The sequence below is a fragment of the Streptomyces sulphureus DSM 40104 genome, from assembly GCF_000381025.1.
GTDB lineage: Bacteria > Actinomycetota > Actinomycetes > Streptomycetales > Streptomycetaceae > Streptomyces > Streptomyces sulphureus.
In genome coordinates this window covers 113150-137694 of the sequence record NZ_KB905824.1, presented here as the reverse complement: position 1 = coordinate 137694, position 24545 = coordinate 113150, and the positions used below count along the sequence as shown (strand labels likewise).

Annotated in this window: 27 protein-coding genes; 16 read left to right on the top strand and 11 right to left on the bottom strand. The window is 71.8% G+C overall.

Annotated features, from left to right (window positions below):
- Positions 1-422: 422 nt before the first annotated feature.
- Positions 423-1634, top strand: coding sequence for a serine hydrolase domain-containing protein (locus F603_RS0126910; protein ID WP_019549044.1), 1212 nt, complete (start codon positions 423-425; stop codon positions 1632-1634).
- A 92-nt stretch (positions 1635-1726) separates the two neighbouring features.
- Here the strand turns inward: F603_RS0126910 and F603_RS0126905 are convergent, their stop codons facing one another.
- The 3 genes from F603_RS0126905 to F603_RS0126895 all read right to left on the bottom strand — a co-directional run bounded on the left by F603_RS0126905 (position 1727) and on the right by F603_RS0126895 (position 3284).
- Entirely contained in the window at positions 1727-1948 is a 222-nt protein-coding gene (locus F603_RS0126905; protein ID WP_019549043.1) for a DUF397 domain-containing protein, read from the bottom strand.
- Between the two features lie 272 nt (positions 1949-2220).
- Entirely contained in the window at positions 2221-2445 is a 225-nt protein-coding gene (locus F603_RS0126900) for a DUF397 domain-containing protein (protein WP_019549042.1), read from the bottom strand.
- Complete coding sequence (locus F603_RS0126895) at positions 2442-3284, bottom strand: helix-turn-helix domain-containing protein (RefSeq protein ID WP_037957141.1); 843 nt, start codon at positions 3282-3284, stop codon at positions 2442-2444. Before F603_RS0126895 ends, F603_RS0126900 begins: the two co-directional genes overlap by 4 nt.
- A gap of 203 nt (positions 3285-3487) precedes the next feature.
- Here F603_RS0126895 and F603_RS0126890 point away from each other — a divergent pair, with 203 nt between their 5' ends.
- From F603_RS0126890 to F603_RS0126870, 6 genes are all read left to right on the top strand, one after another.
- A complete protein-coding gene (locus tag F603_RS0126890; RefSeq protein WP_019549040.1) occupies positions 3488-3781 on the top strand; it encodes a DUF7848 domain-containing protein in 294 nt (97 codons plus the stop codon).
- Positions 3778-3906: a hypothetical protein gene (locus tag F603_RS36325; protein ID WP_019549039.1), complete on the top strand. Its 129-nt coding sequence runs from the start codon at positions 3778-3780 to the stop codon at positions 3904-3906. The genes F603_RS0126890 and F603_RS36325 overlap by 4 nt, the downstream gene beginning before the upstream one ends.
- A 1-nt stretch (position 3907) precedes the next feature.
- Positions 3908-4027: a NapC/NirT family cytochrome c gene (locus F603_RS36115; RefSeq protein ID WP_245600918.1), complete on the top strand. Its 120-nt coding sequence runs from the start codon at positions 3908-3910 to the stop codon at positions 4025-4027.
- Positions 4028-4036: 9 nt separating this feature from the next.
- Entirely contained in the window at positions 4037-4258 is a 222-nt protein-coding gene (locus tag F603_RS0126880; RefSeq protein ID WP_019549038.1) for a hypothetical protein, read from the top strand.
- A 307-nt stretch (positions 4259-4565) separates the two neighbouring features.
- Positions 4566-4787, top strand: a complete 222-nt coding sequence (locus F603_RS0126875; protein WP_019549037.1) for a hypothetical protein — start codon at positions 4566-4568, stop codon at positions 4785-4787.
- Between the two features lie 147 nt (positions 4788-4934).
- A complete protein-coding gene (locus tag F603_RS0126870) occupies positions 4935-6374 on the top strand; it encodes a condensation domain-containing protein (protein ID WP_019549036.1) in 1440 nt (479 codons plus the stop codon).
- A 26-nt stretch (positions 6375-6400) separates the two neighbouring features.
- Here F603_RS0126870 and F603_RS0126865 read toward each other — a convergent pair whose 3' ends face one another.
- Both F603_RS0126865 and F603_RS0126860 read right to left on the bottom strand, forming a co-directional pair.
- A complete protein-coding gene (locus F603_RS0126865) occupies positions 6401-7069 on the bottom strand; it encodes an RDD family protein (protein ID WP_019549035.1) in 669 nt (222 codons plus the stop codon).
- Between the two features lie 67 nt (positions 7070-7136).
- Positions 7137-8891 carry an RDD family protein gene (locus F603_RS0126860; RefSeq protein WP_245600917.1) on the bottom strand — a complete coding sequence of 585 codons (1755 nt, stop codon included), beginning with the start codon at positions 8889-8891 and terminating at the stop codon, positions 7137-7139.
- 306 nt (positions 8892-9197) lie between these two features.
- On the opposite strand from F603_RS0126860, the gene F603_RS0126855 reads away from it, so the two are divergent.
- Together F603_RS0126855 and F603_RS0126850 are read left to right on the top strand one after the other, a co-directional pair.
- Positions 9198-9623 carry an SsgA family sporulation/cell division regulator gene (locus F603_RS0126855; RefSeq protein ID WP_019549033.1) on the top strand — a complete coding sequence of 142 codons (426 nt, stop codon included), beginning with the start codon at positions 9198-9200 and terminating at the stop codon, positions 9621-9623.
- 263 nt (positions 9624-9886) lie between these two features.
- Entirely contained in the window at positions 9887-10390 is a 504-nt protein-coding gene (locus tag F603_RS0126850; RefSeq protein WP_245600916.1) for a hypothetical protein, read from the top strand.
- A 701-nt stretch (positions 10391-11091) separates the two neighbouring features.
- On the opposite strand, the gene F603_RS0126840 is transcribed toward F603_RS0126850, so the two are convergent.
- Positions 11092-11463, bottom strand: coding sequence for a VOC family protein (locus F603_RS0126840; protein WP_019549030.1), 372 nt, complete (start codon positions 11461-11463; stop codon positions 11092-11094).
- 509 nt (positions 11464-11972) lie between these two features.
- On the opposite strand from F603_RS0126840, the gene F603_RS33040 reads away from it, so the two are divergent.
- Genes F603_RS33040 through F603_RS0126810 form a run of 6 tightly spaced genes read left to right on the top strand, consistent with a single transcriptional unit; the run spans position 11973 to position 17498 of the window.
- Complete coding sequence (locus F603_RS33040; RefSeq protein WP_019549029.1) at positions 11973-13466, top strand: ATP-binding protein; 1494 nt, start codon at positions 11973-11975, stop codon at positions 13464-13466.
- Between the two features lie 14 nt (positions 13467-13480).
- Positions 13481-13927 carry a roadblock/LC7 domain-containing protein gene (locus F603_RS0126830; protein ID WP_016908452.1) on the top strand — a complete coding sequence of 149 codons (447 nt, stop codon included), beginning with the start codon at positions 13481-13483 and terminating at the stop codon, positions 13925-13927.
- Positions 13924-14325 (top strand): DUF742 domain-containing protein, encoded by a 402-nt coding sequence (locus tag F603_RS0126825; RefSeq protein WP_019549028.1) that lies wholly within the window; start codon positions 13924-13926, stop codon positions 14323-14325. The genes F603_RS0126830 and F603_RS0126825 overlap by 4 nt, the downstream gene beginning before the upstream one ends.
- Complete coding sequence (locus tag F603_RS0126820; protein WP_019549027.1) at positions 14306-14935, top strand: GTP-binding protein; 630 nt, start codon at positions 14306-14308, stop codon at positions 14933-14935. Before F603_RS0126825 ends, F603_RS0126820 begins: the two co-directional genes overlap by 20 nt.
- Positions 14932-16398: a cytochrome P450 family protein gene (locus tag F603_RS0126815; RefSeq protein WP_019549026.1), complete on the top strand. Its 1467-nt coding sequence runs from the start codon at positions 14932-14934 to the stop codon at positions 16396-16398. Before F603_RS0126820 ends, F603_RS0126815 begins: the two co-directional genes overlap by 4 nt.
- Positions 16383-17498, top strand: coding sequence for a cytochrome P450 family protein (locus tag F603_RS0126810; RefSeq protein WP_019549025.1), 1116 nt, complete (start codon positions 16383-16385; stop codon positions 17496-17498). Before F603_RS0126815 ends, F603_RS0126810 begins: the two co-directional genes overlap by 16 nt.
- A gap of 36 nt (positions 17499-17534) precedes the next feature.
- Here the strand turns inward: F603_RS0126810 and F603_RS0126805 are convergent, their stop codons facing one another.
- Positions 17535-18902 carry an FAD-binding oxidoreductase gene (locus F603_RS0126805; protein ID WP_026328742.1) on the bottom strand — a complete coding sequence of 456 codons (1368 nt, stop codon included), beginning with the start codon at positions 18900-18902 and terminating at the stop codon, positions 17535-17537.
- A 179-nt stretch (positions 18903-19081) separates the two neighbouring features.
- On the opposite strand from F603_RS0126805, the gene F603_RS0126800 reads away from it, so the two are divergent.
- A complete protein-coding gene (locus F603_RS0126800) occupies positions 19082-20521 on the top strand; it encodes a dihydrolipoyl dehydrogenase family protein (RefSeq protein WP_019549023.1) in 1440 nt (479 codons plus the stop codon).
- A 79-nt stretch (positions 20522-20600) separates the two neighbouring features.
- Here the strand turns inward: F603_RS0126800 and F603_RS33035 are convergent, their stop codons facing one another.
- From F603_RS33035 to hppD, 4 genes are all read right to left on the bottom strand, one after another.
- Positions 20601-21548, bottom strand: a complete 948-nt coding sequence (locus F603_RS33035; RefSeq protein WP_019549022.1) for a phosphatase PAP2 family protein — start codon at positions 21546-21548, stop codon at positions 20601-20603.
- Between the two features lie 94 nt (positions 21549-21642).
- Positions 21643-22602, bottom strand: a complete 960-nt coding sequence (locus tag F603_RS0126790) for a hypothetical protein (RefSeq protein ID WP_019549021.1) — start codon at positions 22600-22602, stop codon at positions 21643-21645.
- Positions 22599-22940, bottom strand: a complete 342-nt coding sequence (locus F603_RS0126785) for a PadR family transcriptional regulator (RefSeq protein WP_026328741.1) — start codon at positions 22938-22940, stop codon at positions 22599-22601. The genes F603_RS0126790 and F603_RS0126785 overlap by 4 nt, the downstream gene beginning before the upstream one ends.
- A 269-nt stretch (positions 22941-23209) precedes the next feature.
- Entirely contained in the window at positions 23210-24298 is a 1089-nt protein-coding gene (gene hppD / locus F603_RS0126780; RefSeq protein ID WP_019549019.1) for a 4-hydroxyphenylpyruvate dioxygenase, read from the bottom strand.
- Between the last annotated feature and the right edge of the window lie 247 nt (positions 24299-24545).

Genomic DNA, 24545 nt, shown 5'->3' with positions numbered 1-24545 from the left:
GCCGGGTTTCCGAGCATGCCCACGGCGGCGCTGGTGCGGGCGGCCCCGTCGGGCGTCGGCGAGACCTGTTCGTCCGAGCAGTGCGCATGGGGAGCACGCTATGTCCCGGACAGCCAGGCGGCCTCTCGACAAGGGCGTCCGGCGGACACCACCGTCGGACGACGGCCGGCTCCCGGAAGAAGCATGCCGCCCCCGTCGAGCCCGCAGCGCAGGACACCGAGGACGGACGGAGCACCGAGACCCCGGCCGCCACCGACCGCCTCCGGCAGACCTGCCTGCGGGCGTCGGTCCGCTCCGGAAACCCTGACGGCCGCAGTAGTGCTGGCTGTACCCGGTTTCCGCAGGCTGGCGCCATCGAAAGGGCGCTCGGTCCAGGACATGCTCAACGGGTCGCGAAAACAGCCCCGCCGGAAGGAAACACCGTGCCTTCTCTTCAGACCTCCGCCGAGAACGAGCCGAAGAAGCGGCGCGGCCGCGTGTTGTCGGTGGTCGCCGCGCTGGCGGTCCTGGGTGGCGGCCTCGCCGTGGGCGGCTCCATGGCCTACGGCTCCTCGGACGGCGCCGGTGACAGCGACGCGGTGAGCAAGGGCGCGGAGGCCCTGGTGCAGAAGGACGGTTTCCCCGCCGTCCTGGCCGCCGTCGAGGACCGGAACGGAGACGTCCGCGACTACACGGCCGGCACCGGTGACGTGGAGACCGGCGCGGACGTGCCGGAGAACGGCCAGGTCCGGGCCGGCAGCAACACCAAGTCGTTCACAGCGGCCGTCGTGCTCCAGTTGGTCGGGGACGGCAAGGTGAAGCTGGACGAACCGGTAGAGACGTACCTGCCGGGCCTGATCCGCGGCGAGGGCATCGACTGGAAGCGGATCACCGTGCGGAACCTGCTCCAGCACACCAGTGGACTGCCCGAGTACACCCAGGCGTTGGGCACCGATCCGTTCAAGATCCGCGACAGGTACTACAACCCGCGTGAGACGCTCGACCTCGCCCTGAGCGAGAAGGCGGCGTTCGAGCCCGGCGCCAAGTGGCAGTACAGCAACACCAATTACGTCGTGGCGGGCCTGCTCGTCGAAAAGGTCACGAGGCGGCCCTTCGGCGAGGTGCTCACGAACCGCGTCATCCGCCCGCTCGGCCTCAAGGACACCTACTGGCCGAACGTGGGTGAGCGCGGCATCCGGGACACCCACCCCAAGGGCTACGGCTCCACGGCTCCCGGCGGCCAGTTGAAGGACATCTCCCGCCTCGACCCGTCCCAGGCATGGGCCGCGGGGCAGCTCGTCACCACCCCGCGGGACCTCAACCGCTTCTTCTCCGCGCTGCTGGGCGGCGAGGTGCTGAACGCCGCCGAGCTGAAGGAGATGAAGACCACGGTGGCGGCCGACGAGGGCTCCCCCACCCCGAACACCGAATACGGCCTCGGCCTCTTCCGCACGCCCCTGTCCTGCGGCGAAGACCTGTGGGGCCACGGCGGCTCCATCCACGGCTACGAGACCTTCAGCGGCGTCACGGACGACGGCCGCGCGGCCACGGTGGCCACCACGGCACTGTCGAGCGCGGTGGCCGCCGAGCCCGAGGAGATGGCCAAGGCCCACAAGCACATTCAGGACCTGACGGAGACGGCCGTCTGCAAGTAGCCGCTCCCGCCGCGGTGTTGCCGGACGACGGCGACCGCACGACGAATGCCCCGCTCCGGTGTCGCACCGGGGCGGGGCACTTCGCTCGTGGCTCAGGGCTGCGTGCCGGACTCGCTCGCGGCGGCGACGAACGCCGACCAGGCGGCCGAGGGAAAGACCAGAGCCGCACGAGCGGTGTCCTTCGAGTCCCGCACCGGGACCAGCGATGGCACGCCGTCGGCGACCTCGATGCAGGCGCCATTGCCCTGGCTGTAGCTGGACTTGCGCCAGGTGGCGCGGGCGAGGTTCACGTCCGTGCCCTTGTCGATCGTCATAGGCCACTCACCACATTCCGGGTCGGCGCCAGCGTCTCGGGGCGCTGGCGGCAGCTCTCGGGTTGTCGAACGCCGACTCTTAGCGTGGCACACGATCGGGATACCGGTCGCTGTTCTCGACGTGGTTCGACCGACGCTCTCCGTCGCGCAACTGAGTACCGAGAGAGGGCACTTGACGCAGACGCCCACCTTGCCATATCACCTGGTGAATAGCCGCATGACAAGAGCCCCGCTCTAGCATCGCGCTGGAGCGGGGGCACTTTCTTCGTGATTCAGAATTGCGCGATCAGCTCGCTCTTGGAGGCAGCGAGGAACGCTGACCAAGAAGCCGAAGAAAAGACCAAGGCTGCACGCGAGGTGTCCTTCGAGTCCCGCACCGGGATGATCGACGGCACACCAGTAGCGATCTCCACGCAGTTCCCATTGGCCTGGCTGTAGCTGGACTTGCGCCAGATGGCACGGGCAAGTTTCCCGTCCGTGCCCTTGTCGATCGTCATAGGTCATTCACCATGTTCCGGATCAGCGCCAGCGTCTCCGGGACACTGGCGGCAGCAGCTCTCAGGTTGTCGAACACCAGCTCATAGCGTGACACATCATGGGGGTACTGGTCACTGTTGGCCTCGACGTAGACCACGTCAGGATCTTCCTGATCGGGAAAGCGTAGGACAACGAAGGGCCCTTCAAGTGTCCCAGGATGGGCTCCAGACGAGAAGGGAATCACCTGTAGCAGGACATTCGGAAGTTCTGCAACTTCCAGCAGGTGGTTGAGCTGCTCCCGCATCACGTCGCGGTCGCCGACGAGGCGACGTAGCGCCGATTCGTCGAGGACAGCCCGCACTTCAAGCGGCTCGGACCCCTCCGTGAGGAGCTTCTGCCGCTGAAGTCGCACATCAACGCGCTGTTCGAGGGTCTCCTCGGAGAGGCCAAGGTTCGTGGCCCGGTTGATCTCCTCGGCGTAACGGCGAGTTTGAAGCTGCCCAGGGACCACAGCCTCATAGGTGAGAAGCTGCGACGCTTCGGCTTCCAGACCGATGAAGGTCGAGTACGGAATATCGCTGTAGAGCTGCCACCAGCCCTTCTTACGGGCTTCCTTGGTCAGGACCGTGAGCCTCTTCCGCTCCTCGCTCCCCTCCTCGACGCCGTACAGGTCGAGCATGCGGCTGACGTCCGCCGGTATGGGTGCCGTGCGACCGCCCTCGATGCGGCTCAACTTGGAGGTGGACCACTTGAGTTGGGCCGCGGCTTCGTTGCCGTTCTTGAAGCCGGCGGCGTCGCGGAGGCGCCGGAGCTCTTGGCCCAGCCTCCGGCGTCGCACTACAGGGCTCGATGTCGTCACATGCGCAAGTCTGACGGGTCCAGCATCGGCATCGCAACTCCACGAGCAATTGCACTCGTTAGTGGCATTGCGATCCACCGCGGAAGCGTTGCAGACTGCTGCCACTTCCCAACTTGTTGCAACTCCGCGCTCATGAAGGGCTCTTGAGTGCGCATCAGCACGTGTTGCAGCGATCCGCCCCGTTCGAGCCGGAGGTGTGCGCCATGCCTGTACAACCGGAGGAAGAACCGAGCCCGACATCCACCTGCCAACGCCCCCGCATCAAGCGGCGGTACCGCTTCCGCGAGTACACCGTCACGCCGGACACCGCACTGGAAGCGGAGCCCCACGTCTACGCGATGCAGTGCGGAGTGTGCTCCGAGAGCGGCCCGACGAGCACCGACGCCGAGAAGGCGCACGGCTGGGTGGCTGCTCATCTCCGCTCGCAGCCCGGGCACTTGACGTACAGCGAGCACATCACCCGCCCGTACCGCGCGATCCCCGGAGGCTGGCTGTGACCCGCCCCGCGCACGCCGCCCGGCGCCGACTCGGAGCCTGGGCAGGCCCCCTCCTCCTCTTCTCGATCACCGCGGGCATCGGCTTCGTGCTGTGCGCCGCCTGGCTCACCCGTCCGGGAGCGTGACGTGCCCGAAGAACGACAGCCGCAACCGAAACCGCGGCCGCAGGAGCAGCCCTGCCGACACCGCACCCTCACCCCCGACGGCAAACGCTGCGCCGACTGCCACGCCAAGATCTACCTCTAGGAACCCACCATGATCCGCACCGGCTGGTACGAACTCCCCGGCGGCCTCGGCCCGTTCGACCTCAAACGCGGCGACCGCGTCCTCCACGGCGAGCGGTGGGCCACCATCGTCGACCTCTACTCCCCCGGCAGCTCAGGCCGAGGCCGCGTCCTCCACCTCGACAACGGACGCTTCCAACTCCTCCGCCCACCCGAGCGCATCCGCGTCCACCGCCGCACACCCCGCGGCTGAGACCCCGCTCGGGCCCGGTGCCCCTTCCCGGGCCCGAGCGGACACACCCCCACGGGGGTTGCGCGTGCCTACCCAGGCCGCGTTCGAGCCCGCGCACTTCGCCGTGCTCCAACCCCCTCGCGCACGCACACCAGTCCAACACCCCCACGGAAGCGCAGCTCCCGGGTCACCGATCCCAGTGCGGGCGCCATCCGCCGCTCAAGAAAAGCCAATCCCCGCCGAAACCCAAAGGGGGGCCTGCCGAGACCGGACCTCGCTCCCCGACGGCAAGCGCTGTACGTCAAGACCTACCTCTAGGAAACCCACCATGACCCGCACCGGCTGGTACGAACTCCCCCACGAGAACGGCCCGTTCGACCTCCGCCGCGGTGACCGCGTCCTGCACGGCGGACGCTGGGCCACCATCGTCGAGCTCTACACACCCGGCACCACCGGACACGGGCGAGTCCTCCACCTCGACGACGGCCGCCTCCAGCTCCTCCGCCCCACCGAACGCGTCCGCACCTACCGCCACAGCGGCACCGGCTGAGCCCGCCCGCCGCACCGTCCGCACGGGCAGCGGCGGCGCGGCGGCCTCCGTACGGCCAAACCCCGCCACCGCACCGCACGTTGCCCTCCCGCGGCTCGCTCGTTGTGCCGGGGAAGTCAAGGTCGGCAGGTGCGGAAGAGGGACGGAATGCGGCAGTTCGCGTTGGACAGGCTCGACGTCGAGCCGGGGCGGGTGATCCGCTGGCGGCTGGCGTCGACAGCGGCCGAGCGAGCCTGCGAGGGCGATGCGGAGCGCAGACAGGCGTCGTTCAACCAGGTCAAGCACTTCTCGACGATCGAGGAATCGCGCCGCGCAGGGGAGCCGTTCGCGAGTTGGCTCGCCTTGACGTTCGAAATCGAGGGCCAACTCGACCGCGCCGCACTGGAGTCGGCGTTCCTCTCGCTGGCTCGGCGGCACGAGGTGCTGCGGTGCGAGTTCCAGCGTCTCGCGGGCGACCTCTCCGCGGCGACGTACCCGGCGGACGAGGTACGCCTGGAGGCGGAGGACGTCGGCGACTTCGGCTCGGCGGAGGAGCTGCGCGCCTTCCTCTCCGCAAGCTTCCGGCAGGAGACGGACGCCCTCGTCTGGCCCCTGTACACGATGGGCGCCGTGGTGCGCGAGGACGGGCCGACGACGGTCTACCTCGCCTTCGACCACATCGTCGCCGACGGCATCTCGATGCTCAACGTCGTCCACGAGATCCAGGTCGCCTACGCCGCCCTGCGCCGCGGCGAGGAGCCGCACCTCCCCGAGGTCGGCAGCTACGCGGAGTTCGCGCACGAACAGCGGCGCAGGTTCGCCTCGTTGCACGTCGACGACCCGTGCCTCGACGGATGGCGGTCCTTCGCCGAGCGCGGGGGCGGCTTCTTCCCCCGCTTCCCCCTCGACCTCGGCGTCGACCCGGACTCGATGTACCCGCCCGTCCACGAGTCGGCGCTGCTCCTCGGCGCGCGCGATGCCGAAGCGCTCGACCTGCGCTGCCGCGAGGCGGGCGGCCGGATGTTCATGGGGCTGCTCGCGGGGGTCGCGGTCTCCCTGCGGGACCTCGGAGGGCCGGAGACCTACCGCGCGCTGATGCCGGTGAGCGAGCGGGGCGGGGGCGCCCTCCGCAACTCGCTGGGGTGGTACGTGAACACGCTCCCCATCGAGTTCGCCGTAACGGGTTTCCCCTCCTTCCCGCACGGGCCCGACCTCTCCGACCTCGCACGGCTCCTCGGCGACGTCAGGGAGTCGTTCACGGCGACGATGGAGAACCTGCAAGTGCCGTTCGTACGGGCGTGGGAGCTGCTGGCGCCGCAGCATTTCATCGCCCGCTCCTGGCCGTTCCCCGTCAACTTCTTCAGCTACATCGACACCCGGAAGGGCCCCGGCAGCGAGCATCACCCGCGCTGGAAGCCCGTCCTGCACGTGTGGTCGTCGGCGACCAACGGCACCAACTCCTGGTTCGTACGCGACGCCGAGGGCCTGCACATCGACTCCATCTACGCGCACACCCCGCAGGCTCGCGCCACGATGGCGAGCCTCCAGCACGTCCTCGGCGAGACGCTGCTGGCGATGGCCGCCGCCGACGTGCCCGTCCGGGTGTGAACCGCCCGCCCTCCCCCGGCGGCCGGTCAGTCCGTCTCCACCACCACGGTCCGCGCGCCCTTGTCGTGGAGGCACTGGCGGTACGGCCTGTCCCAGGTGCAGAAGAGGACGTTGACGAGCCAGAAGAGGAAGCCGAGGCAGGGAACGACAACCGGCAGCGAGTAGATGCCGGCCCGGAACCAGGACGGAGTGCCGTGCGGCACCGCGCCGTTGGAGAGCATGGCGACGCGGATGCGCATCAGCTTCTTCCCCACCGTCTGCCCGCTGTGGCTGAGCATCAGCCCTTCGTAGGCGAGGTAGACGAGCAGGTAGACGCCCTGCTGCCAGTAGCCCTGGCCGTCCTGCGCCGTCGAGACGCCGTTGCCGCCCCGGTCGAACCCGACCGCGAGGCTCATCACGATCCCCACCGGGATGCCCACGACCAAAGCGTCGACGATCCGCGCCAGCAGGCGCTTGCCGCGGTTGGCGAGCGGCGGCATGCCCGCGAGCGGGTCCTGTTGCGCCGCGTACGGGCCGCCGGGGTAGGGCCCTTGGCCGTAGCCGCCGCCGGGACCGTACTGCGGTGGCCCTCCCCCGCCCTGGCCGGGCGGAGGCGGCGGATTGCCGTACGGGGAGCCGCCCCCGGGTGGCGGGGGGCCGCCGCCCGGGGGATCGGGAGGGCGGTACGGGTCGTCCGGGCGGTTCTGCTCGCTCATGCCCCGAGTGGAACGCCGCGGCGGGCACGGCGCATCCGGCGTGGGGCCGTCGGAGGGAGCGCCGGCGTCACGGTCTGCCGACGAAGGTGCGGGCGAGCTTGTCGTGCCAGCACTGGCGCCACGGCCGGTCGAAGAGGCACCACGCCACGTTGACGATGCCGACGACGAGCACGCCCAACACCCCGTAGACCAGCCAGCGCACGAGCGCGGCGCCGAAACGCGGCGGGTCCTGCCGCTCCACGTCGAGGACCCGCACGCCGAAGAGCTTCTTCCCCGGCGTGCGTCCCCAGCGGACCGTCGGCAGGACCTCCCAGAGGAGCCCCAGCACGAGCAGCGCGGCGAGGACGATTGCGAGGTAGACGCCCGTCGTCGCGTCGAGGAGCCAGACCTGCTTGGTGACGCCCTCCCGCTCGACAGCGTCGATCTTGCCCTGGACGTGGTCACGGGCGGGTTCGAGGAAGAGGAGGACGCCGCCCGCCGCGACGGCGAGCGACGGCACCAGGTCGACGACCCGCGCGGCCAGCCGACGCCCGAGCCCCGCTGGTCGGGTCGTCTGGAGCGCGGACTCGAACGGATTCGCCACCGGGGGCCGCCAGGGCGTCACCTGCTCCCCGGGGTCGCCGGGGAGCCCGCTCGACGGAGCGCCCCAGGCCGGCGGGGCGGCCTGTGCGGGAGCGCCGGGTGGGCCGGCCGCGTGCGGTGCGGCGGCCTGGAGCGGTACGCCGCCGGGGGCGGTCGGCGGGGTGCCCTCCGGTGCGTGGGGGCCGGGGCGCGGCGCGGGCTGCTCCGGTGTGCGGCGCAGGCCGACGGTGTTCTCCGCTGCCGGCTTCCTGCCCACGCTCTTACCGGGGGCGGCGGGGCCGAGGGTGACGGTGTGGTCCTCCGGCACCGGGGCCTTCCTGCCGCGGCTCGGGGGCGTCGACGTGCCCTCGGTGCCTGTGCGTTGGGGCGCAGGATCGCGCGTGGTTGCGCCCCAGCCGGCTCGCGGGTCGGCGTCGGGGGTCGCCCGGTCGGGGGCGGGGTCGAGGGTGTCGGCGCGGGGGCTGTCGGTGGGGAGCGCGTCGGTCGGGGTGGCGTCGGGCGGTGCCGGTGCGGCCGTCGGGGCTCGGTCGGCGGGCGCGTGGTGCGACGGCGCCGGATCGTCGGCGGGGGTGGCGTCGCGGGGCGCGGAGGCAGTGGACGGGGCTCGGTCGGCGGGCGCGTAGCTCGACGGCACGGGATCGTCGGCCGGGATCACGTCGCCCGGCGCCGACGCAGCGGGCGGGGTGGCGTCCTGCGGCTCCGGCGGGGGCGCGTCGGCCGGGAAGGTGGCGGCCGGTGCCGAGTCGGTGGGCTCGGCGTCTCGCGGTGCGGGCAACCCGCGTTCGGACGTGGGGCGTTCGGCCGCGGGTGTCGGTCGGTCCGCCTTGTCCGACGCGGCTCCCGCGGAGGAACCCGACGCGAGCGGCAGGGAGTTGGGCGGCGCCTCGTCGGACGGCTCGGCGCCGGACGGTTCGGCCCCCCAAGAGGCCCCGCTGCCGGGCCTGTTGCCGTGCAACCGCGCCGGGTCGTCCCAATCGATCACCGGGGAGCCGGGTGCCGACTCCCCTTCCGTGGGCGGCTCTTCGGGCGGGGACGACGCGCGCGGCGCCGGCACCGCGGGGCGGCCGGAAGCGCCGGACGGCGGATCGGGGAAGGGCTCGCCCTCCTTCGGCTCGGGCCTGCTGGTGCCGGGCACCCAGGCCGAACCGTCCCAGTAGCGGATGTAGCCGGGGATCGACGGGTCCGGGTAGAACCCCGGGCTGGGGCTTCCGTTCGTGGAACCTGAGGGTGGCGCACTCATGATGTCCGAGTCCCGTATCTGTTCGTCCGTGGTGTCTGCGTGGTGCGTCCGGCGCGTCCACAGAGGCATTCTCGCGCAACCGCGGACCACGCCGTCCAGATGTACCAGAACCCTCCGACGCCCCGTACGGCGCCGGCGGAAGGCAGACCGTACGAAGAAAAGCCGGCGAACCCGTGTAAGCAACGGCGCCCCTGGCGCTCTCTCCAGTGCCGCGACTCGGTGGACGCGGGGCCCGGGTGGCTCCGGCGTCCGCCCGGCCGAGGTGGCGAGACAGGAGAACGGCCAGCAACGGAAAGGGCGCACGCCATGCAGAAGACACCGATCGAGCGCGAACTCCAGCTCCGTCTGGTGCTGTCGGAGGACCGCAGCGTCCAGGTCCCGGCACGGCTCACCTACCACCCCGACGACCCGTACGCCGTCCACGCGGCCTTTCACATCGGCTCGGGCGCCCCCGTCCACTGGACGTTCGCGCGGGACCTGCTCATCGACGGTGTGGAGCGCCCGAGCGGCTGCGGCGACGTGCGGCTGTGGCCCGCGGGCGGCGGTGCGTACGTCTTCCTCTCGCTCGCCTCGCCCGACGGGGAAGCGCTGATGGAGACGCCGACCGCGCCCGTGCGCGCGTGGCTCGACGAGACGCTGCGCGCGGTGCCGAGCGGCAGCGAGGGCGACGGACCGGCGCTGGAGGAGGCGCTCGGCGCCCTGCTCGCGCCGGGGGACGGCATGCCGCGCTAGCCGGGGGGGTGCAGACGTCGCGGTGCGTACGCGCCCAGGGCAGCCGCCGGGTGGCCGACTGCGCCATCAGTACGAGGAGTTGTCACCGCGGCTGCCGCACCGCGGCGGCCCCGCTCCGGTGCGGGGCCAACGCCCTCACCTGGGAAGAGTTGGGACAACGACCGATCACACACGGTCGAGGAGTGGACAAAGGACCCCTCAGATTGTTGAATATTTTGCTATTCAGTGCACAGGGACCCGGCAGATACGCCATCATTCCGCCCATGCCTCCGGAAGAAGACCCGACCCAGCGGGCAGACCGGACGAGTCGTGGCACCACCGATACGCACTACCGCGCCCAGGTGTATCTGCGGCAGCTCGCCGAGCGGCTCGATCCGCCCTCCTTCGACCTGCTGTTGAAGATCCTGAGCGGCGTCAACGCGGCGTTCGCCAGGCGCGACCAGTCCGTCGACCTCGCCATGACGGACGAGGAACGCGCGCTCTACACGCCCGAACTCCGCGACGCGCTCACGCACTTGCTGGAGCTCGCCGGCTTCCGCCGACCGATGATGCTCGCGGGCATCGCCGAGGGACCGGCGGAGCCGCCGGTACCCGAGGCGCGCTCCGACGGCCCGCCCCTCCCCGGCCCGGGGGACGACCCTCCGCAACCGCCCACGCAGGCAGGCTTGTTGGACGGTCCGTACCTCGACTCCACCGAGCGCCCTGGCCCGCAAGCCGGTCCGGGCGCGCCCGACCTCACCCGGCCGACGCTGCCGCACCTCCGCTGACGGCGGCGTATGCGGAGCGCGCCGGCCGATCCGCCGAGTTGCTCGGCGGATCGGCCGGCGCGCGCGTCGCACGACTGGCATACGCCTGTGACGCCCGGCCGTTGCTCATGCCGCGGCCGCTGGGGACGCTCGTGCGGATGGTCGCAACCGACCGTCCGTACCCGCCCGACCTGACCCGTACTCCGCTTCCGGCCTACCGCCGGCGGACCGCGCCGCTCCACGCGCCGTCGGACACCTCGTGCGCCCTCCGGAGTGGGTGCGCGCCTCCCGCCGTCCACGCCGCAGCGAGGCGCGAACCCGTCGGCTGTGTCCGCGCGCACCACTTCGCCGGCCTCCGCTGCCGGCACCCGCGCACCACCCGCTGACCGCGCGCCACCAGGCGCAGCAACACGGCCTCCCCCGACCATCCGGCCACCCGCCGCTGCCCGCCACGGCACGGCGACCAGCGGCCACCAGGCCGGTACCGCCGCTCAACAGCGGCCAGCGGGGCATATGGAGGCGGAAGAACATCGAGACGTCGTCACCGCACTTGGTGACGGAGTACCGCGCGGTATCGGTGCAACTCGCCCCGAATCCGCAACCGACGCCGCGCACCGACCCGAGCCGGCGGAGAAAAAGCCGACCGCCTGCGGGTATCGACGGCACGAGCACGGGGTTGAACCACCGCTCCTCGCCGAGCCCCCTGCGCGACGGACGGCTGCTCAGCCGGTGAGCGTCGACTTCGGCCGCACCACGCAGAACTCGTTGCCCTCCGGGTCGGCGAGGACGGTCCAGGTCTCCTCGCCGGTCTGGCCGACGTCCGCTCGGCGCGCGCCGAGCGCGAGGAGTCGCTCGATCTCGGCCTCGCGTTCGTCGGCCGTACAGGTCAGGTCGAGGTGGAGGCGGTTCTTCACCCGCTTCTCCTCCTCAGCGGGCATGAAGCAGATCCCCACGGGAGCCAACAGGTCGGGCCCGATGACGACCTCGCGCTCCCGCTCCGAGAGGACCCGCCAGCGCAGCGCGTCCGCCCAGAAGCGTGCGAGCCCGGGGAGATCGTGCGCGTCGACGACTATGTGGTGCACGGAGACGGTCATGGCGCCAGTCTGCCCCAGACGCGAAAGGCTCCGTACGCCTCGCGCGGAACTCGTCGCCCGCAGAAGTCCGTTGGTTCCGCACCCCACGGGACTCCGCGTCCGAAACCCGTGTCGAGGCCGTCGAACGGGGCTCTCCGGGGCTTCCCATGTGCTTCACCACCTCGTCCGCAACCCCACACACCGCACCAACCAGGGTGGAGACGGGGAGGAGGGTCCCCGCCCTGCGCGGGGTGACGGTACGATCACCGGATGCCGGTCCGTCACGACGGGCCGTCATGACCCGTGTTCGACACGGGATTTCGGGGGCTCGGACAGAACCATTCGGCACCACGCGCGATCGAGGTACGGCACCACATGAACCAGGCCGGCACCATGGCCGCTCCCCCGCCGCCGCTCCGCCGGCGGGCCGTCGCCGCCCGTCGCGCCGCCGCAACCCGCGCGAGGACGTACCCGCGCGGCGGCTGCCCGGCGCCCGCCCGTGAACGCTCCGTCTTCCGGTCGAGGTGCTGATGACGCAGATACTGGCCTGGTCGCTCATCGCCATGGGGGTGATCTCCCTGGTGCTGCTGGTGCTGCTGGTGCGGCAGACGCAGATCACCGCGCGGCTCAAGCACGAAGAGGACCTGCGCGACGCCGAGTTGGCGCACCTGGTGCGACGTCGGCTCCCGGCGCTCGCCTCCCGCCGCACCGGCCTCCCCGAGCAGGACCCGGGCCCCGCGACCCCCCGGTTCGCGGGCACCGGGTTCGACGCCCGGGTCGAAGAGGTGATGGATGCCTTCCGCGGGGTCTCGGCCCAGGCGAAGGAGCGCGCCGAGGAGTCCGCTGAGAACGCGCTGCGCGGCGTCGCCGACCGCCTCCTCACGCTCGTCTACCAACTCCAGCAGCAGATCGAGGACATGGAGCACGAGCACGAGGACCCCGAGGTCCTCGGCAGCCTCCTCCCGATCGACCACAAGGCGCAGAGCCTCGCCCGCTGGCTCTTCTCGCTGCGGGTGCTCACCGGCAGCGCCCCCGGACGCCAGCGCCCCACCACCCCGCTCTACGACGTGCTGCGCGGCGCCCTCTCCACCGCGCCCGACTACCAGCGCGTACGCCTCCTCGACCGCCCCCGGGTCGCGGTGCGCACCCAGGCCGTCGAGCCGCTGATCCAGCTCTTCGGGCACCTCCTGGAGAACGCGGTCGCGCTCTCGCCGTCCAGCTCCGTCGTCGAGGTGAGCACGATGCGGGTGGCCAACGGCCTCTCGGTCTGCGTCGAGGACGGCGGACGCGGCATAAGCGACCACGAGTTGGCCCGCATCCAGGCGCTCGCCGCAGGTGAAGTCACCGCCGGCGTCGGCGACCTCGGCGACCCGCCCCGCATCGGCTACGCCTTCACCGGACGCATCGCGCAGCGCCACGCCCTGCGCATCGTCATCGACCGCCGCTCCCGCCTCGCCGGCGTCCGCGTCACGGTCACCATCCCCACCCAACTCCTCACCGACGCACCCGAGGACGAGGCCCCCGCGAGCCGGACGGGCGCACACCGCGCCCCCGCCGTGCCCCTCCCCCGGGACGGGAACGACGCGGACGCCCAGCCCGTACGCGCGCCCGGACTCCAGGCGCGCGAGGAACCCTCCGTCCACCAGCGGGCCGCCCCCGAGGAGCCCGCCGCCCCCGCAGACCCGGCGCCGGCGGCCCCGGAACCGTCCGACGCCGCCAGGGCACCCCACGAGCCCGCCAGCCCCGCGTCCGCCACCGCGCGGCGCGAGGAGAGCCCGCCGGAACCGGAACGCGATCCGTCGCCGGACCAGGCCGGCCACGAGCAGGCTGCCCCCCAGCGCCGCACCCGTCACGGCCTGCCTGTGCGCAAGCGCGGCGCCGCAGTCGGCTCCTCACCGGCGCCGCTCCCACCGGCGACGGCACCCCGAGTCGACCCGTCGTCGGCAGGCGCCCGCATGGGTGCCTGGCAGAACGCTCCCCGCCCCAAGTCCGGTGCCGCGGACGGCGATCCGCACGTCGAGTGAAGGACACAGCGACCATGACCTCCCGAACGTCCCGTGAGACCCCCCGATACGACGTCGAGAACGACCTGGGCTGGATTCTCGACCAGCAACTCGTCGACGCCGTCCCCGGCACGCGCGCCGCCGTGCTCCTCTCCGGCGACGGCATCAGGCGGGCGCACTCCAAGGAGCTGGAGACGGCGGACGCCGAGCCGATGGCTGCCGCGGCCTCCGGCATCCAGGCGCTGGCCCGCAGTTACGCGCAGCGCGCCATGAGCGGCGAGGAGGGCACCTGGGAGGAGACGATCAACTCCTACCAGGGCGGGTTCCTCATGATCGTCGGCGCCGGCGACCAGAGCTTCCTCGCCGTACGGGCCGACCGCGACGTCGATCTCGCCGCGCTCACCACGGCCGCCCACACCTGCGTGCTGCGTCTGGGCGAGCAGATGGCGACGCCCAGGCGCGGCGCGGACGCACCGTCGTGAACCCCGGCGCACGGCCAGACCGCGCGCCCCGGCTGGTTCGCCCCTACGCCGTCACCGGCGGCCGGTCCCGGCCCACCCGCAACACGCTGGACCTCATCACCGTGGTGCGGGTGCGGAACGTACCGTCGCCGCCGGTGGCGCTGCCGCCCACCGAACTCAGCCCGGAACAGGAGCGGGTGGTGGCGATCTGCCAGGACGGCGGCCTCACCGTCGCCGAGATCGCCGCGCAGCTCTCGCTACCGGTGAGCGTCACCAAGGTCGTCGTCTCCGACCTCGTGGACGGCGGCCTGGTCACGGCGCAGGCACCGCAACCGCCCACAGACCTCTTCGCCCCCGCCTACGCTCAGCAGACCGACGCGCTGCTGGAGAGAGTGCTGGATGGACTCCGAAACCTCTGACGCGCCGCCCACCGGCCGCTCCGTACCGCATCTGCCCGAAGGGGACATCACCCTCGTCAAGTTCGTGGTGGTGGGTCCGCTCGGCGTCGGCAAGACGACCATGATCAGGTCGCTCTCCGACTACGAACCCCTCACCACGGACGAGCCGATGACCCAGGCGGGCGAGCACATCGACAAGCTGCGCCGCATGGGCAAGACGGAGACCACGGTGGCGATGGACTTCGGGCGCATCACCCTCCAACCCGACCTGATCGCCTACCTCTTCGGCGCCCCGAGCCAGCAGCGCTTCCAGCCACTCTGGGACGACATGACGGGCGGTGCGCTGGGCGCCGTCGTCCTCGCCGACACCGAGCGGCTGGAGGACTCCTTCCAGGCGATGGACCGCCTGGAGGCGCTCGGCCTCCCGTACGTCGTCGCCGTCAACGAGTTCGACGGCAACGAGGCGTACGACGCCGAGGAGCTGAAGGAGGCGTTCCAACTCGACCCCGACACCCCGCTCCTCACCTGCGACGCACGCGAACGCACCTCCTCCCGCGACGCGTTGGTGAGTCTCGTGCTCCACCTGAAGGACCGCAACCGCCGCCCGCACGCCCTCCAGGAGACCGTGTGACCCAGCAAGACGCACCCGCCGTCCCCGGCGCGGGTCCGGACGACCAGGCGCCGCTCCTGCTCTACGGCGAGGAGTTCACCCAGGACCCGGCGCCGCTCTACGCGCGTGCGCGGGAGACCGCACCGATCGTCAGGGCGCGGGTCCACGAGGACGTCGAGGTCTCCCTCGTCGTCCGCTACCACACCGCGCTGAAGGTCCTCCACCACCCGGAGATGAGCAAGAACTCGGGCCCCTGGTTCGAGGCGCGCGAGCGGCAGGGCCTCCCCATGCCGCCGGTGCTGGAGATGATGCGGGTGCGGCCCAACGCGCTCTACGAGGACGGCGAGGAGCACCGCAGGCTCAGCACCGCCGTCCGCGACAGCCTCGGCCGACTCGACCCGCCGATACTGCGCCGCACCGCGAGGGAGACGGCCGACCGCCTCGTCGACACCTTCGCCGAGCGCGGCGAGGCCGACCTGATGGGCGAGTACGCCGGGGTGCTGCCCCTCCAGATGTTCTTCGCGATGTTCGGCGTCCCCGACGACCTCGGCCTCCGCATCCAGCAGCTCACCGCGACCGTCTTCGACGGCGGCCCCGAGGCGGCCCAGGCCAATGTCGAACTCAGCGCGACGTGGCAGGAGTTGGTCGCCCGGAAGCGCCGCGAGCCGGGCGAGGACGTCGCCTCGTGGCTCCTCGCGCACCCGTCGAGCAACGACGACGACTCGGAGATCATCAACCAACTGCTGCTGGTGATGGGCGCGGGCACCGAGCCCGAGCAGAACCTCATCGCCTCCACCCTCCTTCAGCTCCTCAGCGACGACAGCTCGTACGGGCGCCTCCTCTCCGGCAGCCAGCGCATCGCGGAGGCCCTGGAGACGACGCTCCTCGACTACGCGCCGATGGCCAACTACGCGACCCACTACCCCGTGCGCGACCTGGAGATCGACGGCATCCTCCTCCCCGCGTGGGAGCCCGTGATGGTCTCCTTCGGCTCCTGCAACCAGGACGAGGCGCTCCGCGGCGACGCGACGGGCGGCACGGGCGACTCCGGCTACCGCGCACACCTCGCCTGGAGCGCAGGACCGCACGAGTGCCCGGCCTGGTCGGTGGCGATGATGATGGCGAGCGTCGCCGTCGAGGTCCTGCTCGACCGGCTCCCCGACATCGAACTCGCGACCCCCCGGCCCCAGTTGTCCTGGCGCCCAGGTCCCTACCAGCGAGGGCTCTCCGCCCTGCCGGTGGTCTTCCCCCCACAGCCCGTCCGACCGCAGGATGCGACCGCAGACCCGTACGGAAGTGCAGGAGGACACGCCCCATGGCAACCGTCGACGACCGCAACTGCCCCTTCCACGCCTCAGCGGACGCCGAGCCCGTACGACTCGACCCGCTCGGAGGCGACGTCCACGGCGAGGCAGCAGCCCTCCGCACCCAGGGGCTTGCGGCGCGTGTGGAACTCCCTGGCGGAGTGGTGGCGTGGTCGGTAGGGCGCCACGCCCTCCTCAAACGCCTGCTCGGTGACAAGCGGGTCTCCAAGGACCCGCGGCAGCACTGGACGGCCTTCCGCAACGGCGAGGTCCCCGCCGACTGGTCGCTGATGAGCTGGGTCGGCGTGGAGAACATGTTCACCGCCTACGGGTCCGACCACCGACGCCTGCGCACCCTCGTCAGCCAGGCGTTCACCCCGCGCCGCACCGAGCGGCTCGCCCCGCGGATCGAGGAGATCACCGCCCGCCTCCTCGACGACCTCGACGCCGCGCAGCCGGGGCCCGTCGACCTCCGCGAGGGCTTCGCCTACCCGCTGCCGATCACCGTCATCTGCGAGCTGTACGGCGTCCCCGAGCACGACCGCGAGCCGCTCCGCACCTCCGTCGACGCGCTCTTCGCCACCTCCACGAGCTCGGAGGAGGCGCAGGGGCACATGGCGACGCTGATGCGCGTGATGTCCGACCTCGCCGCGGCCAAGCGCGAGACCCCCGGCGAGGACCTCACCACCGCGCTCCTCGCCGCCCGCGACGGCGAAGGCTCCCGCCTCAGCGAGCAGGAGCTCCTCGACACCCTCTTCCTGATGATCGGCGCCGGCCACGAGACCACCGTCAACCTCCTCCACCACGCGATCCGCAACCTCGCGGAGAATCCGGGGGAGTTGGCGCGAATACGCAGCGGCGAGCGCACCTGGGACGACGCCATCGAGGAGTCCCTGCGCCACCAGCCCCCCATCGCCAACCTCCCCCTGCGGTACGCCGTCGAGGACATCGAGCTCGACGACGGCACCGTGATCCCCGCCGGCGAGGCGATCCTCGCCAACTACGCAGGCGCGGGCCGCGATCCGGAGCACCACGGGCCCGACGCCGACACCTTCGACCTCGACCGCCCGACCCGCACCGACCACCTCTCCTTCGGCCACGGCGTCCACTTCTGCGTCGGCGCCCCGCTCGCCCGGCTGGAGGGCCGCATCGCCCTCCCCGCGCTCTTCGACCGCTTCCCCGACCTCGCCCTCACCGACGACCCGCGCAACGAGGCCGCGACCGAGTCGTTCATCGCCAACGCCCGGCAGACGCTGATGGTGCGGCTCGACGCGGCCTGACGCCGACGGCGGCGGCCGGAGCGGCGGCCGCCGCCCTCAGAACAGCTTGCCCGGGTTGAGCAGCCCCAGCGGATCGAAGACGGCCTTGACGCCGCGCTGCAACTCCAGTGCGTCCGGGCCGAGTTCGCGGGCCAACCACTCCTTCTTCAGCACCCCGACGCCGTGCTCGCCCGTGATCGTGCCGCCGAGGCGCAGGCCGAGCTCCATGATCTCGTCGAAGGAGGCCCGCGCCCGCGCCGCCTCGTCCTCGTCGGTCCCGTCGAAGCAGACGTTCGGGTGGGTGTTGCCGTCACCCGCGTGCGCGCAGAGGCCGATGGTGAGGTCGTACCGCTCGGCGATCTTCGCGACGCCGTCGATCATCGCGCCCAGCGCGGCGCGCGGCACGCAGACGTCGTCGATCATCGTGGTGCCCTTGAGCCGCTCCAGCGCGGGCAGCGCCTCCCGCCGCGCCTGGAGGAGCAGCTCCGACTCGGCGGCGTCGTCCGCCGGGACGACGCTGCTCGCGCCGGCCGCCGTGCACAGCTCACCGGCCGCGGCGAGGTCGGCGCCCGGCTCCGCCGTGTCGAAGGCGGCGAGGAGCAGCGCCTCCGTCGTCTCGGGGAGGCCCATCCTGGTGTGCTCGTTGACGGCGCGGAGTGTGGTGCGGTCCATCAACTCCAGCAGGGACGGCGTGAATCCGGCCTCGGTGATCCGGCACACGGCGTCGCAGGCGGCGGCCGCCGAGGGGAACTCGGCCGCCATCGCCAACTGCCGCGGCGGGGCTGCCCGCAGCGCCAGCGTCGCCCGTACGACGACGCCGAGGCTCCCCTCCGAGCCGACGAAGAGCCGCGTGAGGTCGTATCCCGCGACGCCCTTCGCCGTCCGCTTCCCCGTACGCAGCAGCCGCCCGTCGGCGAGGACGACGTCGAGCCCCAGCACGTACTCGGCCGTCACTCCGTACTTGACGCAGCAGAGCCCGCCGGAGGCCGTGCCGATGTTCCCGCCGATCGTGCACATCTCCCAACTCGACGGATCGGGCGGGTAGTAGAGGCCCTGCTCGGCGACGGCGCGCGAGAGGACCGCGTTGACGACCCCGGGCTCCACCACGGCGATCCGCTCCACGGGCGAAATCTCGAGAATCCGGTCCATCCGTACGAGCGAGAGGACGAGGCACCCCTCGTCGGCGTTGGCAGCCCCGGAGAGCCCCGTCCGCGCCCCCTGCGGGACGACGGGGATGCCGAATTCGGTGGCGGTGCGCATCACATGCTGCACCTGCTCGACCGTCCGCGGCAGCACCACGGCGGCGGGGGTGCCGGCGGGGCAGAACCCGGCCATGTCGTGGGCGTAACTGCTGGTGACGTCCGGGTCCGTGAGCAGGGCTTCGGTGGGGATCGCTTCCCTGAGGCGCTCGATCAGCAGGCTCATCCGGTCAGGGTGGCAGCCGCCGCACCGGGCGGGAACCCCGTCGACGTCCCACACCGGGCGGGGTGCGCGGCGCGCTCCTAGCATGGGGAGCCGTAGGAGAGCGGCGGGCCGTCGTACCGGTTCGTCCGCGCCGCCCAGGCCGGCCGCAGGCCGCCGCGGACCAGCGAGGACGCCAGCGCATGGACTCGACCGACTCCGCAACACGCACCTACGACGTCGTCGTCATCGGGGCAGGCCCGGTCGGGGAGAACGTCGCCGACCGCGTCGTCAAGGCCGGCATGAGCGCCGCCATCGTGGAGGGCGAACTCGCCGGCGGCGAGTGCTCGTACTGGGCGTGCATTCCGAGCAAGGCGCTGCTGCGCCCGCCCGCCGCGCTCGCCGCGGCCCGCTCGGTCGACGGGGCGCGGGGCGCCGTCCGCGACCGGGTGGACACCAGGGCCGCACTCTCCCGGCGCGACAGCTTCGTCTCCGACTGGCGGGACGACGCACAGGCCGACTGGATTCGCAGCTCGGGGATCGAACTGCTCCGTGGGTGGGGCGAGTTGATCGGCGAGAAGCTGCTCCGCGTCAGCGGTGAGGGCGCGCCGGAGACGGTCGCCGCGCGCACCGCCGTCGTCCTCGCGACCGGCAGCTCCGCCGTCGTCCCGCCCGTCACCGGGCTCGACGAGGTGTCCCCCTGGACCAACCGCGAGGGGACGGCCGCGGGCTCGCCCCCGCAGCGGCTCGCGGTGATCGGCGGCGGGCCCGTCGGCTGCGAACTCGCCGCCATGTGGGCGTCGTTGGGCTCCCGGGTGACGATGGTGGTGCGCGGCGAGGCGCTGCTCACCGGGTGGGAGCCGTTCGTCGGCGCGGACGTCGCAGCCGGTCTCCAGGAGGCGGGCGTCCGGGTGCGCACCGGCGTGCAGGCGTCGCGCGCAAGCCGCGGCGCGCACGGCGGCGCGACCCTGGAGCTGGACGACGGCACCACCCTGGAGTGCGACGAGGTCCTCGTCGCGACGGGGCGCCGCCCCCGCACCGACCGCCTCGGCCTCGGCAACGTCGGCCTGGCGGCCGGCGAGGGGCTCCAGGTCGACGACTCCTGCCGGGTGACCGCCGTCGACGGCGGCTGGCTCTACGCGACGGGCGACGTCAACCAGCGCAATCTCCTGACGCACATGGGCAAGTACCAGGCGCGCGCCTGCGCCGACGCGATCGTCGCCCGCGCGGCCGGACGCGAAGTGGAGCCCGCGCCCTGGAGCCGCTGGGCGGCCACCGCCGACCACGCGGCCGTCCCGCAGGTCCTCTTCACCATCCCGCAGGCGACCTCCGTCGGCCTCACCGAGGCGACGGCGCGCGAGCGCGGCTTCTCCGTCCGCGCCGTCGAGTACGCCATGGGCGACGTGGCCGGCGCCGCACTCGCCGAGGACGGCTACACCGGGCACGCCAAGCTCGTCGTCGACGAGGACCGCTCGGTGGTCCTCGGCTGCACCTTCACGGGGCCCGAGGTCGGCGAGCTCATCCACGCGGCGACGGTGGCCGTCGTCGGCGAGGTCCCCCTCGACCGCCTCTGGCACGCCGTGCCCGCCTTCCCCACGACGAGCGAGGTGTGGCTGCGGCTGCTGGAGGAGTACGGGCTCTAGCGCCGCCTCGGTCGACGTCCGCCCTGCGCCGATGTGTCGTCCGGTTGCTGCGCCGGGCGGGAGCGCGGCCCGCCGGCTTCTACGACCGAGGAGTGGCGTCGGACCGCCGCTGCGCCGGGACGCGCCGGTCCGCGGCCGGGTGTTCAGCCCCGCGCAGGCCCGTCCGCTGTCGTGGACCGGAAGCGGACCAGAAAAGGGCCGCGCACAGGAAGGCGGCTGCCGCGAAGACCAGCGACTGCGTGACGGAGTCGTCCCGCGCGCCGGCGACGAGCGCGCCGGCGGCTGACAGTGCCAGGGCGACCGTCGGCAGCGCACGAAGGCGCCGCGCGCCGCCGGGCGCGTGGACCGGTGGCAGCAACCGGACCGCGAGTCTGTAGCAGGCGCAGGCCAGCAGTGCGGAGCCCAGTACGTCGCTGGGCCGGTGATGGTAGGTGGCCTGGACGGCGCCGGCGGTGACGGCGAGCCACAGCATGCCGACTGCGGTGACGTAGGGGCGGACGCGGGGGGAGGCGACGAGGACGGCGCCGAGGGCCAGCCCGGCGGGGATGGCCACGTGTCCACTGGGGAAGCTCGCCTCGATGAGCGAGACGCGCGCGCCCACCAGATCGGGGCGGGGCAGGATCATCCTCGTGAGCTCCTTGCTCCCGAGCGTGGCCATGACGATCCCGATCGCCGCGCAGCCTTGCCACCAGCATCTGCGTACCAGAGTGACGGCCGCGATGGCCGCGATGCCCACGAGCAGGGTGGGCATCGCGGTCTGTTCCAGGGGTGGCAGGGCCGACGACCCGTACGCCGCCCCCGACCAGTCGTAGATCCACGCCGGTTTGGCACCGTACCCGCTGAACAGGGCGTTCTCGGTCCGCTGCCCGAACGGGGTGCAGACAGCGACCAGGTAGACCGCCAGGAACGCCAGGAGGCACAGCGGGGCCGAGACCCGTAGCCGTATCCCCCGCGCGGGGTTGGATTCGGCCGCGGTTCCCGGGGCCTGGCCGGGGCCCGAAGACGTGGACGGGTCTCGCTGCGTCATTGCCCTCTCTGTTCTTCGTGGGGAGCAGTGCGGTCACGCACCGCTTCGGGTGCGAGGCTGGCCGACAGGCCGGGCGGCCTACCGGGGTCTGCTCCTATTCGAGGAGCGCCCGGCTCTGGCGGCGCTGGGCGGCGATCGCCAGGACCGGGAGGGGCGCGATCAGCAGGAGGAGGACGACCAGGTCCGGCAGGGACTGCATGAACCCGTCCGGCCGGATGACGATCGCCTGCGTGCGGACGAACGCGACCGCCGCGACGGGGATCAGCCACCGGTAGTCGCCGGTGGCGGCCGTCGCCGCCCAAGCGGCGATCAGCGCGGCGACTTCGAGGGCGAACAGACCGCGTTGGAAGGCCGGACTGACGGAGATGATGTGCAGGCCCCCGGCAAGGAACATGGCGAGCACGACGGGGATCAGCCAACGGTAGGAGTGGCGCCGCAGCCGGCCGGGACGGCAGGCCGCCAGCACGGCGCACGCGGTGCACAGTGCCCCGGACAGCACCAGGTCATGGGCCGTTATCGGGGCGCCGAGGCCGTAGTAGCCCAGGCCCGCCTTGCCCTCGTCGCCGAAGAACGTACTGCTGTTGAACGTGGCGCCTGCGTAGATCATCGTTGCCGCCGCCGGCAGGGCGATCCACGGCTTTCCGCGCAGCAGGGCGATCAGGCAGACCAGCGGAAGCAGCCCGTAGGGCAGGAGCCGTGTCCGCGTGCCGGGACCTTGCGCCCACGGGTACCAGCCGGAGAAGCGGAAGGCGATGGCATGCCGGCCGGGATCGATGTGCAGTGCCCAGTGCCACACGTCCTGCAGGTACGGCACCAGCGCCAGCGCGGCGAGGAGGAGCGCGGTCAGATGGATGCCGTCCAGCCACCACGGCCGAGACGTGTCGTCGACGACGGCACGCGCGCGGGCCTGCACCCCGGCGCGCGCCAAGGCGACCACCTCCCGCGGCGGGGGCCAGGAGCGGCCGGGATACGCCTCGGCCAGGCAGGCCAGCAACTCCTCTCCCTGCCGGGACCGGTAGGGCTCGGGGTAGGCCGCAAGCAGCAGACGGTTCATGCCGGGGCTGCCCCGGCATTCCCCGGGCGTCCGAGGACGAGGGCCGCCGCCTGCTGCATCCGCAGCGCCTCCCGGCCGAGCGCCTCGGTGCCGTCCTCGGTGAGCCGGTAGTAGCGCCGCGCCCGCCCGTCGACGATCTCCTCGTCGCCGGCGGCCACCAGCCCGGCCCGCTCCATCCGCTCCAGCGCGCCGTAGAGAGTGCCGACAGCGATCCGGAGCCGTCCGTCGGTGGCCTGCTCAGCGGCCTTGATGATGGCGTATCCGTGCAACGGTCCGTCCATGAGCGCAGCAAGTATGAAGTATTGCGGTTCCGTCAGGGACGGGTTCCGTCGTGTCATGCATCGAGCATATATCGAGGCACGATATATATGCGGGGGGGGCCGACATCTTGCCGAGCAAGGGCAAGCTCCACGACCGCACCAGAACGAACAAGAACCGGACCAGCTCCCTGAAGTCCGGCCGCCACCCGCGCAGCTCCGTTCGCATCGGGATGCGCCTTGTGCGGCGCCAGGGGCACACGAAGGGGCGGGCGCACGGTGCGCCCGCCCCTTCTTCCGTGCCGCTGAGAGCCGCAACCCCCCGCCGTACGGCGGTGCGTGGGCCGCCGTCAGAGGTTGCCGCGGCGCTCCTGCTCACGCTCGATCGCCTCGAAGAGGGCCTTGAAGTTGCCCTTGCCGAAGCCGAGGGAGCCGTGCCGCTCGATCATCTCGAAGAAGACGGTGGGGCGGTCCTGGACCGGCTTGGTGAAGATCTGGAGCAGGTAGCCGTCCTCGTCCCGGTCGGCGAGGAGCTTCAGCTCCTTCAACTCCTCGATGGGCACACGGGTCTCGCCGACCCACTCGCCGAGGGTCTCGTAGTAGGAGTCGGGGACGTCGAGGAACTGGACGCCCGCCTCGCGCATCGCGCGGACGCTCGCCACGATGTCGTTGGTGGCGAGCGCGATGTGCTGCACGCCCGGGCCGCCGTAGAACTCCAGGTACTCGTCGATCTGCGACTTCTTCTTCCCGACCGCCGGTTCGTTGATCGGGAACTTCACCTTCCGGGTGCCGTCCGAGACGACCTTGGACATGAGCGCGGAGTACTCGGTGGCGATGTCGTCGCCGACGAACTCCTTCATATTGGTGAAGCCCATCACCTTGTTGTAGAACTCCACCCACTCGTTCATGCGGCCGAGTTCGACGTTGCCGACGCAGTGGTCGACGGCCTGGAAGAACCGCTTCGGCGAGTCGGCCGAGCGGCGCACGAGCGGCTCGGCCGCCGCGTACCCCGGCAGGTAGGCGCCGCTGTAGCCGGAGCGCTCCACGAGCGTGTGCCGGGTCTCGCCGTAGGTGGCGATCGACGCGAGGACCACGGTGCCGTCGTCGTCCTTGAGTTCGTACGGCTCCTGGAGCCCGCGCGCCCCGTGCTCGACGGCGTACGCGTAGGCGGCGCGCGCGTCCGGTACCTCGATGGCGAGGTCGATCACGCCGTCGCCGTGCTCGGCGACGTGTTCGGCGAGGAAGCGGCCGTGGTCGCTGGACGGCTTGATCACCGAGGTGAAGACGAACCGCGCCGAGCCGGACTCCAGTACGTAACTGGCCGTCTCCCGGCTGCCGTTCTCGGGTCCCGCGTAGGCGGTGAGGTGCATGCCGAAGGCGGTGGAGTAGTAGTGCGCCGCCTGCTTGGCGTTGCCCACGGCGAAGACGACGGCGTCCATCCCGCGAACCGGGAAGGGGTCGGCCTCCCGGGCGCTCGCAGGGGTCTGAGGGGTGGTCTGGGGTGTCTGAGACCGCGTCTGCTGCGTCGTATCTGCCATGCCCGCAGGGTGACGCCACTCCACAAGGTGCGCAACACTTCGCACTTGAGCTGGACACTCTGACCAACTCGGTGACGGATGTGTCGGTCGATCTGCACAACATGCACAGGCGTAAAATCGCCAACTCCGAAATAATTACTGAGAGGTA

Bases quoted from the DNA above. Each gene is read 5' to 3' on its own strand.
- F603_RS0126800 (WP_019549023.1), top strand. From the start codon at position 19,082: ATGGACTCGACCGACTCCGCAACACGCACCTACGACGTCGTCGTCATC.
- F603_RS0126785 (WP_026328741.1), bottom strand. From the start codon at position 22,940: ATGACACGACGGAACCCGTCCCTGACGGAACCGCAATACTTCATACTT.
- F603_RS33040 (WP_019549029.1), top strand. From the start codon at position 11,973: ATGACGCAGATACTGGCCTGGTCGCTCATCGCCATGGGGGTGATCTCC.
- F603_RS0126880 (WP_019549038.1), top strand. From the start codon at position 4,037: ATGATCCGCACCGGCTGGTACGAACTCCCCGGCGGCCTCGGCCCGTTC.
- F603_RS0126870 (WP_019549036.1), top strand. From the start codon at position 4,935: ATGCGGCAGTTCGCGTTGGACAGGCTCGACGTCGAGCCGGGGCGGGTG.
- F603_RS0126830 (WP_016908452.1), top strand. From the start codon at position 13,481: ATGACCTCCCGAACGTCCCGTGAGACCCCCCGATACGACGTCGAGAAC.
- F603_RS0126875 (WP_019549037.1), top strand. From the start codon at position 4,566: ATGACCCGCACCGGCTGGTACGAACTCCCCCACGAGAACGGCCCGTTC.
- F603_RS0126805 (WP_026328742.1), bottom strand. From the start codon at position 18,902: ATGAGCCTGCTGATCGAGCGCCTCAGGGAAGCGATCCCCACCGAAGCC.
- F603_RS0126890 (WP_019549040.1), top strand. From the start codon at position 3,488: ATGCCTGTACAACCGGAGGAAGAACCGAGCCCGACATCCACCTGCCAA.
- F603_RS33035 (WP_019549022.1), bottom strand. From the start codon at position 21,548: ATGACGCAGCGAGACCCGTCCACGTCTTCGGGCCCCGGCCAGGCCCCG.
- F603_RS0126900 (WP_019549042.1), bottom strand. From the start codon at position 2,445: ATGACGATCGACAAGGGCACGGACGGGAAACTTGCCCGTGCCATCTGG.
- F603_RS0126850 (WP_245600916.1), top strand. From the start codon at position 9,887: ATGCCTCCGGAAGAAGACCCGACCCAGCGGGCAGACCGGACGAGTCGT.
- F603_RS0126820 (WP_019549027.1), top strand. From the start codon at position 14,306: ATGGACTCCGAAACCTCTGACGCGCCGCCCACCGGCCGCTCCGTACCG.
- F603_RS0126860 (WP_245600917.1), bottom strand. From the start codon at position 8,891: ATGAGTGCGCCACCCTCAGGTTCCACGAACGGAAGCCCCAGCCCGGGG.
- F603_RS0126790 (WP_019549021.1), bottom strand. From the start codon at position 22,602: ATGAACCGTCTGCTGCTTGCGGCCTACCCCGAGCCCTACCGGTCCCGG.
- F603_RS0126855 (WP_019549033.1), top strand. From the start codon at position 9,198: ATGCAGAAGACACCGATCGAGCGCGAACTCCAGCTCCGTCTGGTGCTG.
- hppD (WP_019549019.1), bottom strand. From the start codon at position 24,298: ATGGACGCCGTCGTCTTCGCCGTGGGCAACGCCAAGCAGGCGGCGCAC.
- F603_RS0126905 (WP_019549043.1), bottom strand. From the start codon at position 1,948: ATGACGATCGACAAGGGCACGGACGTGAACCTCGCCCGCGCCACCTGG.
- F603_RS0126865 (WP_019549035.1), bottom strand. From the start codon at position 7,069: ATGAGCGAGCAGAACCGCCCGGACGACCCGTACCGCCCTCCCGATCCC.
- F603_RS0126840 (WP_019549030.1), bottom strand. From the start codon at position 11,463: ATGACCGTCTCCGTGCACCACATAGTCGTCGACGCGCACGATCTCCCC.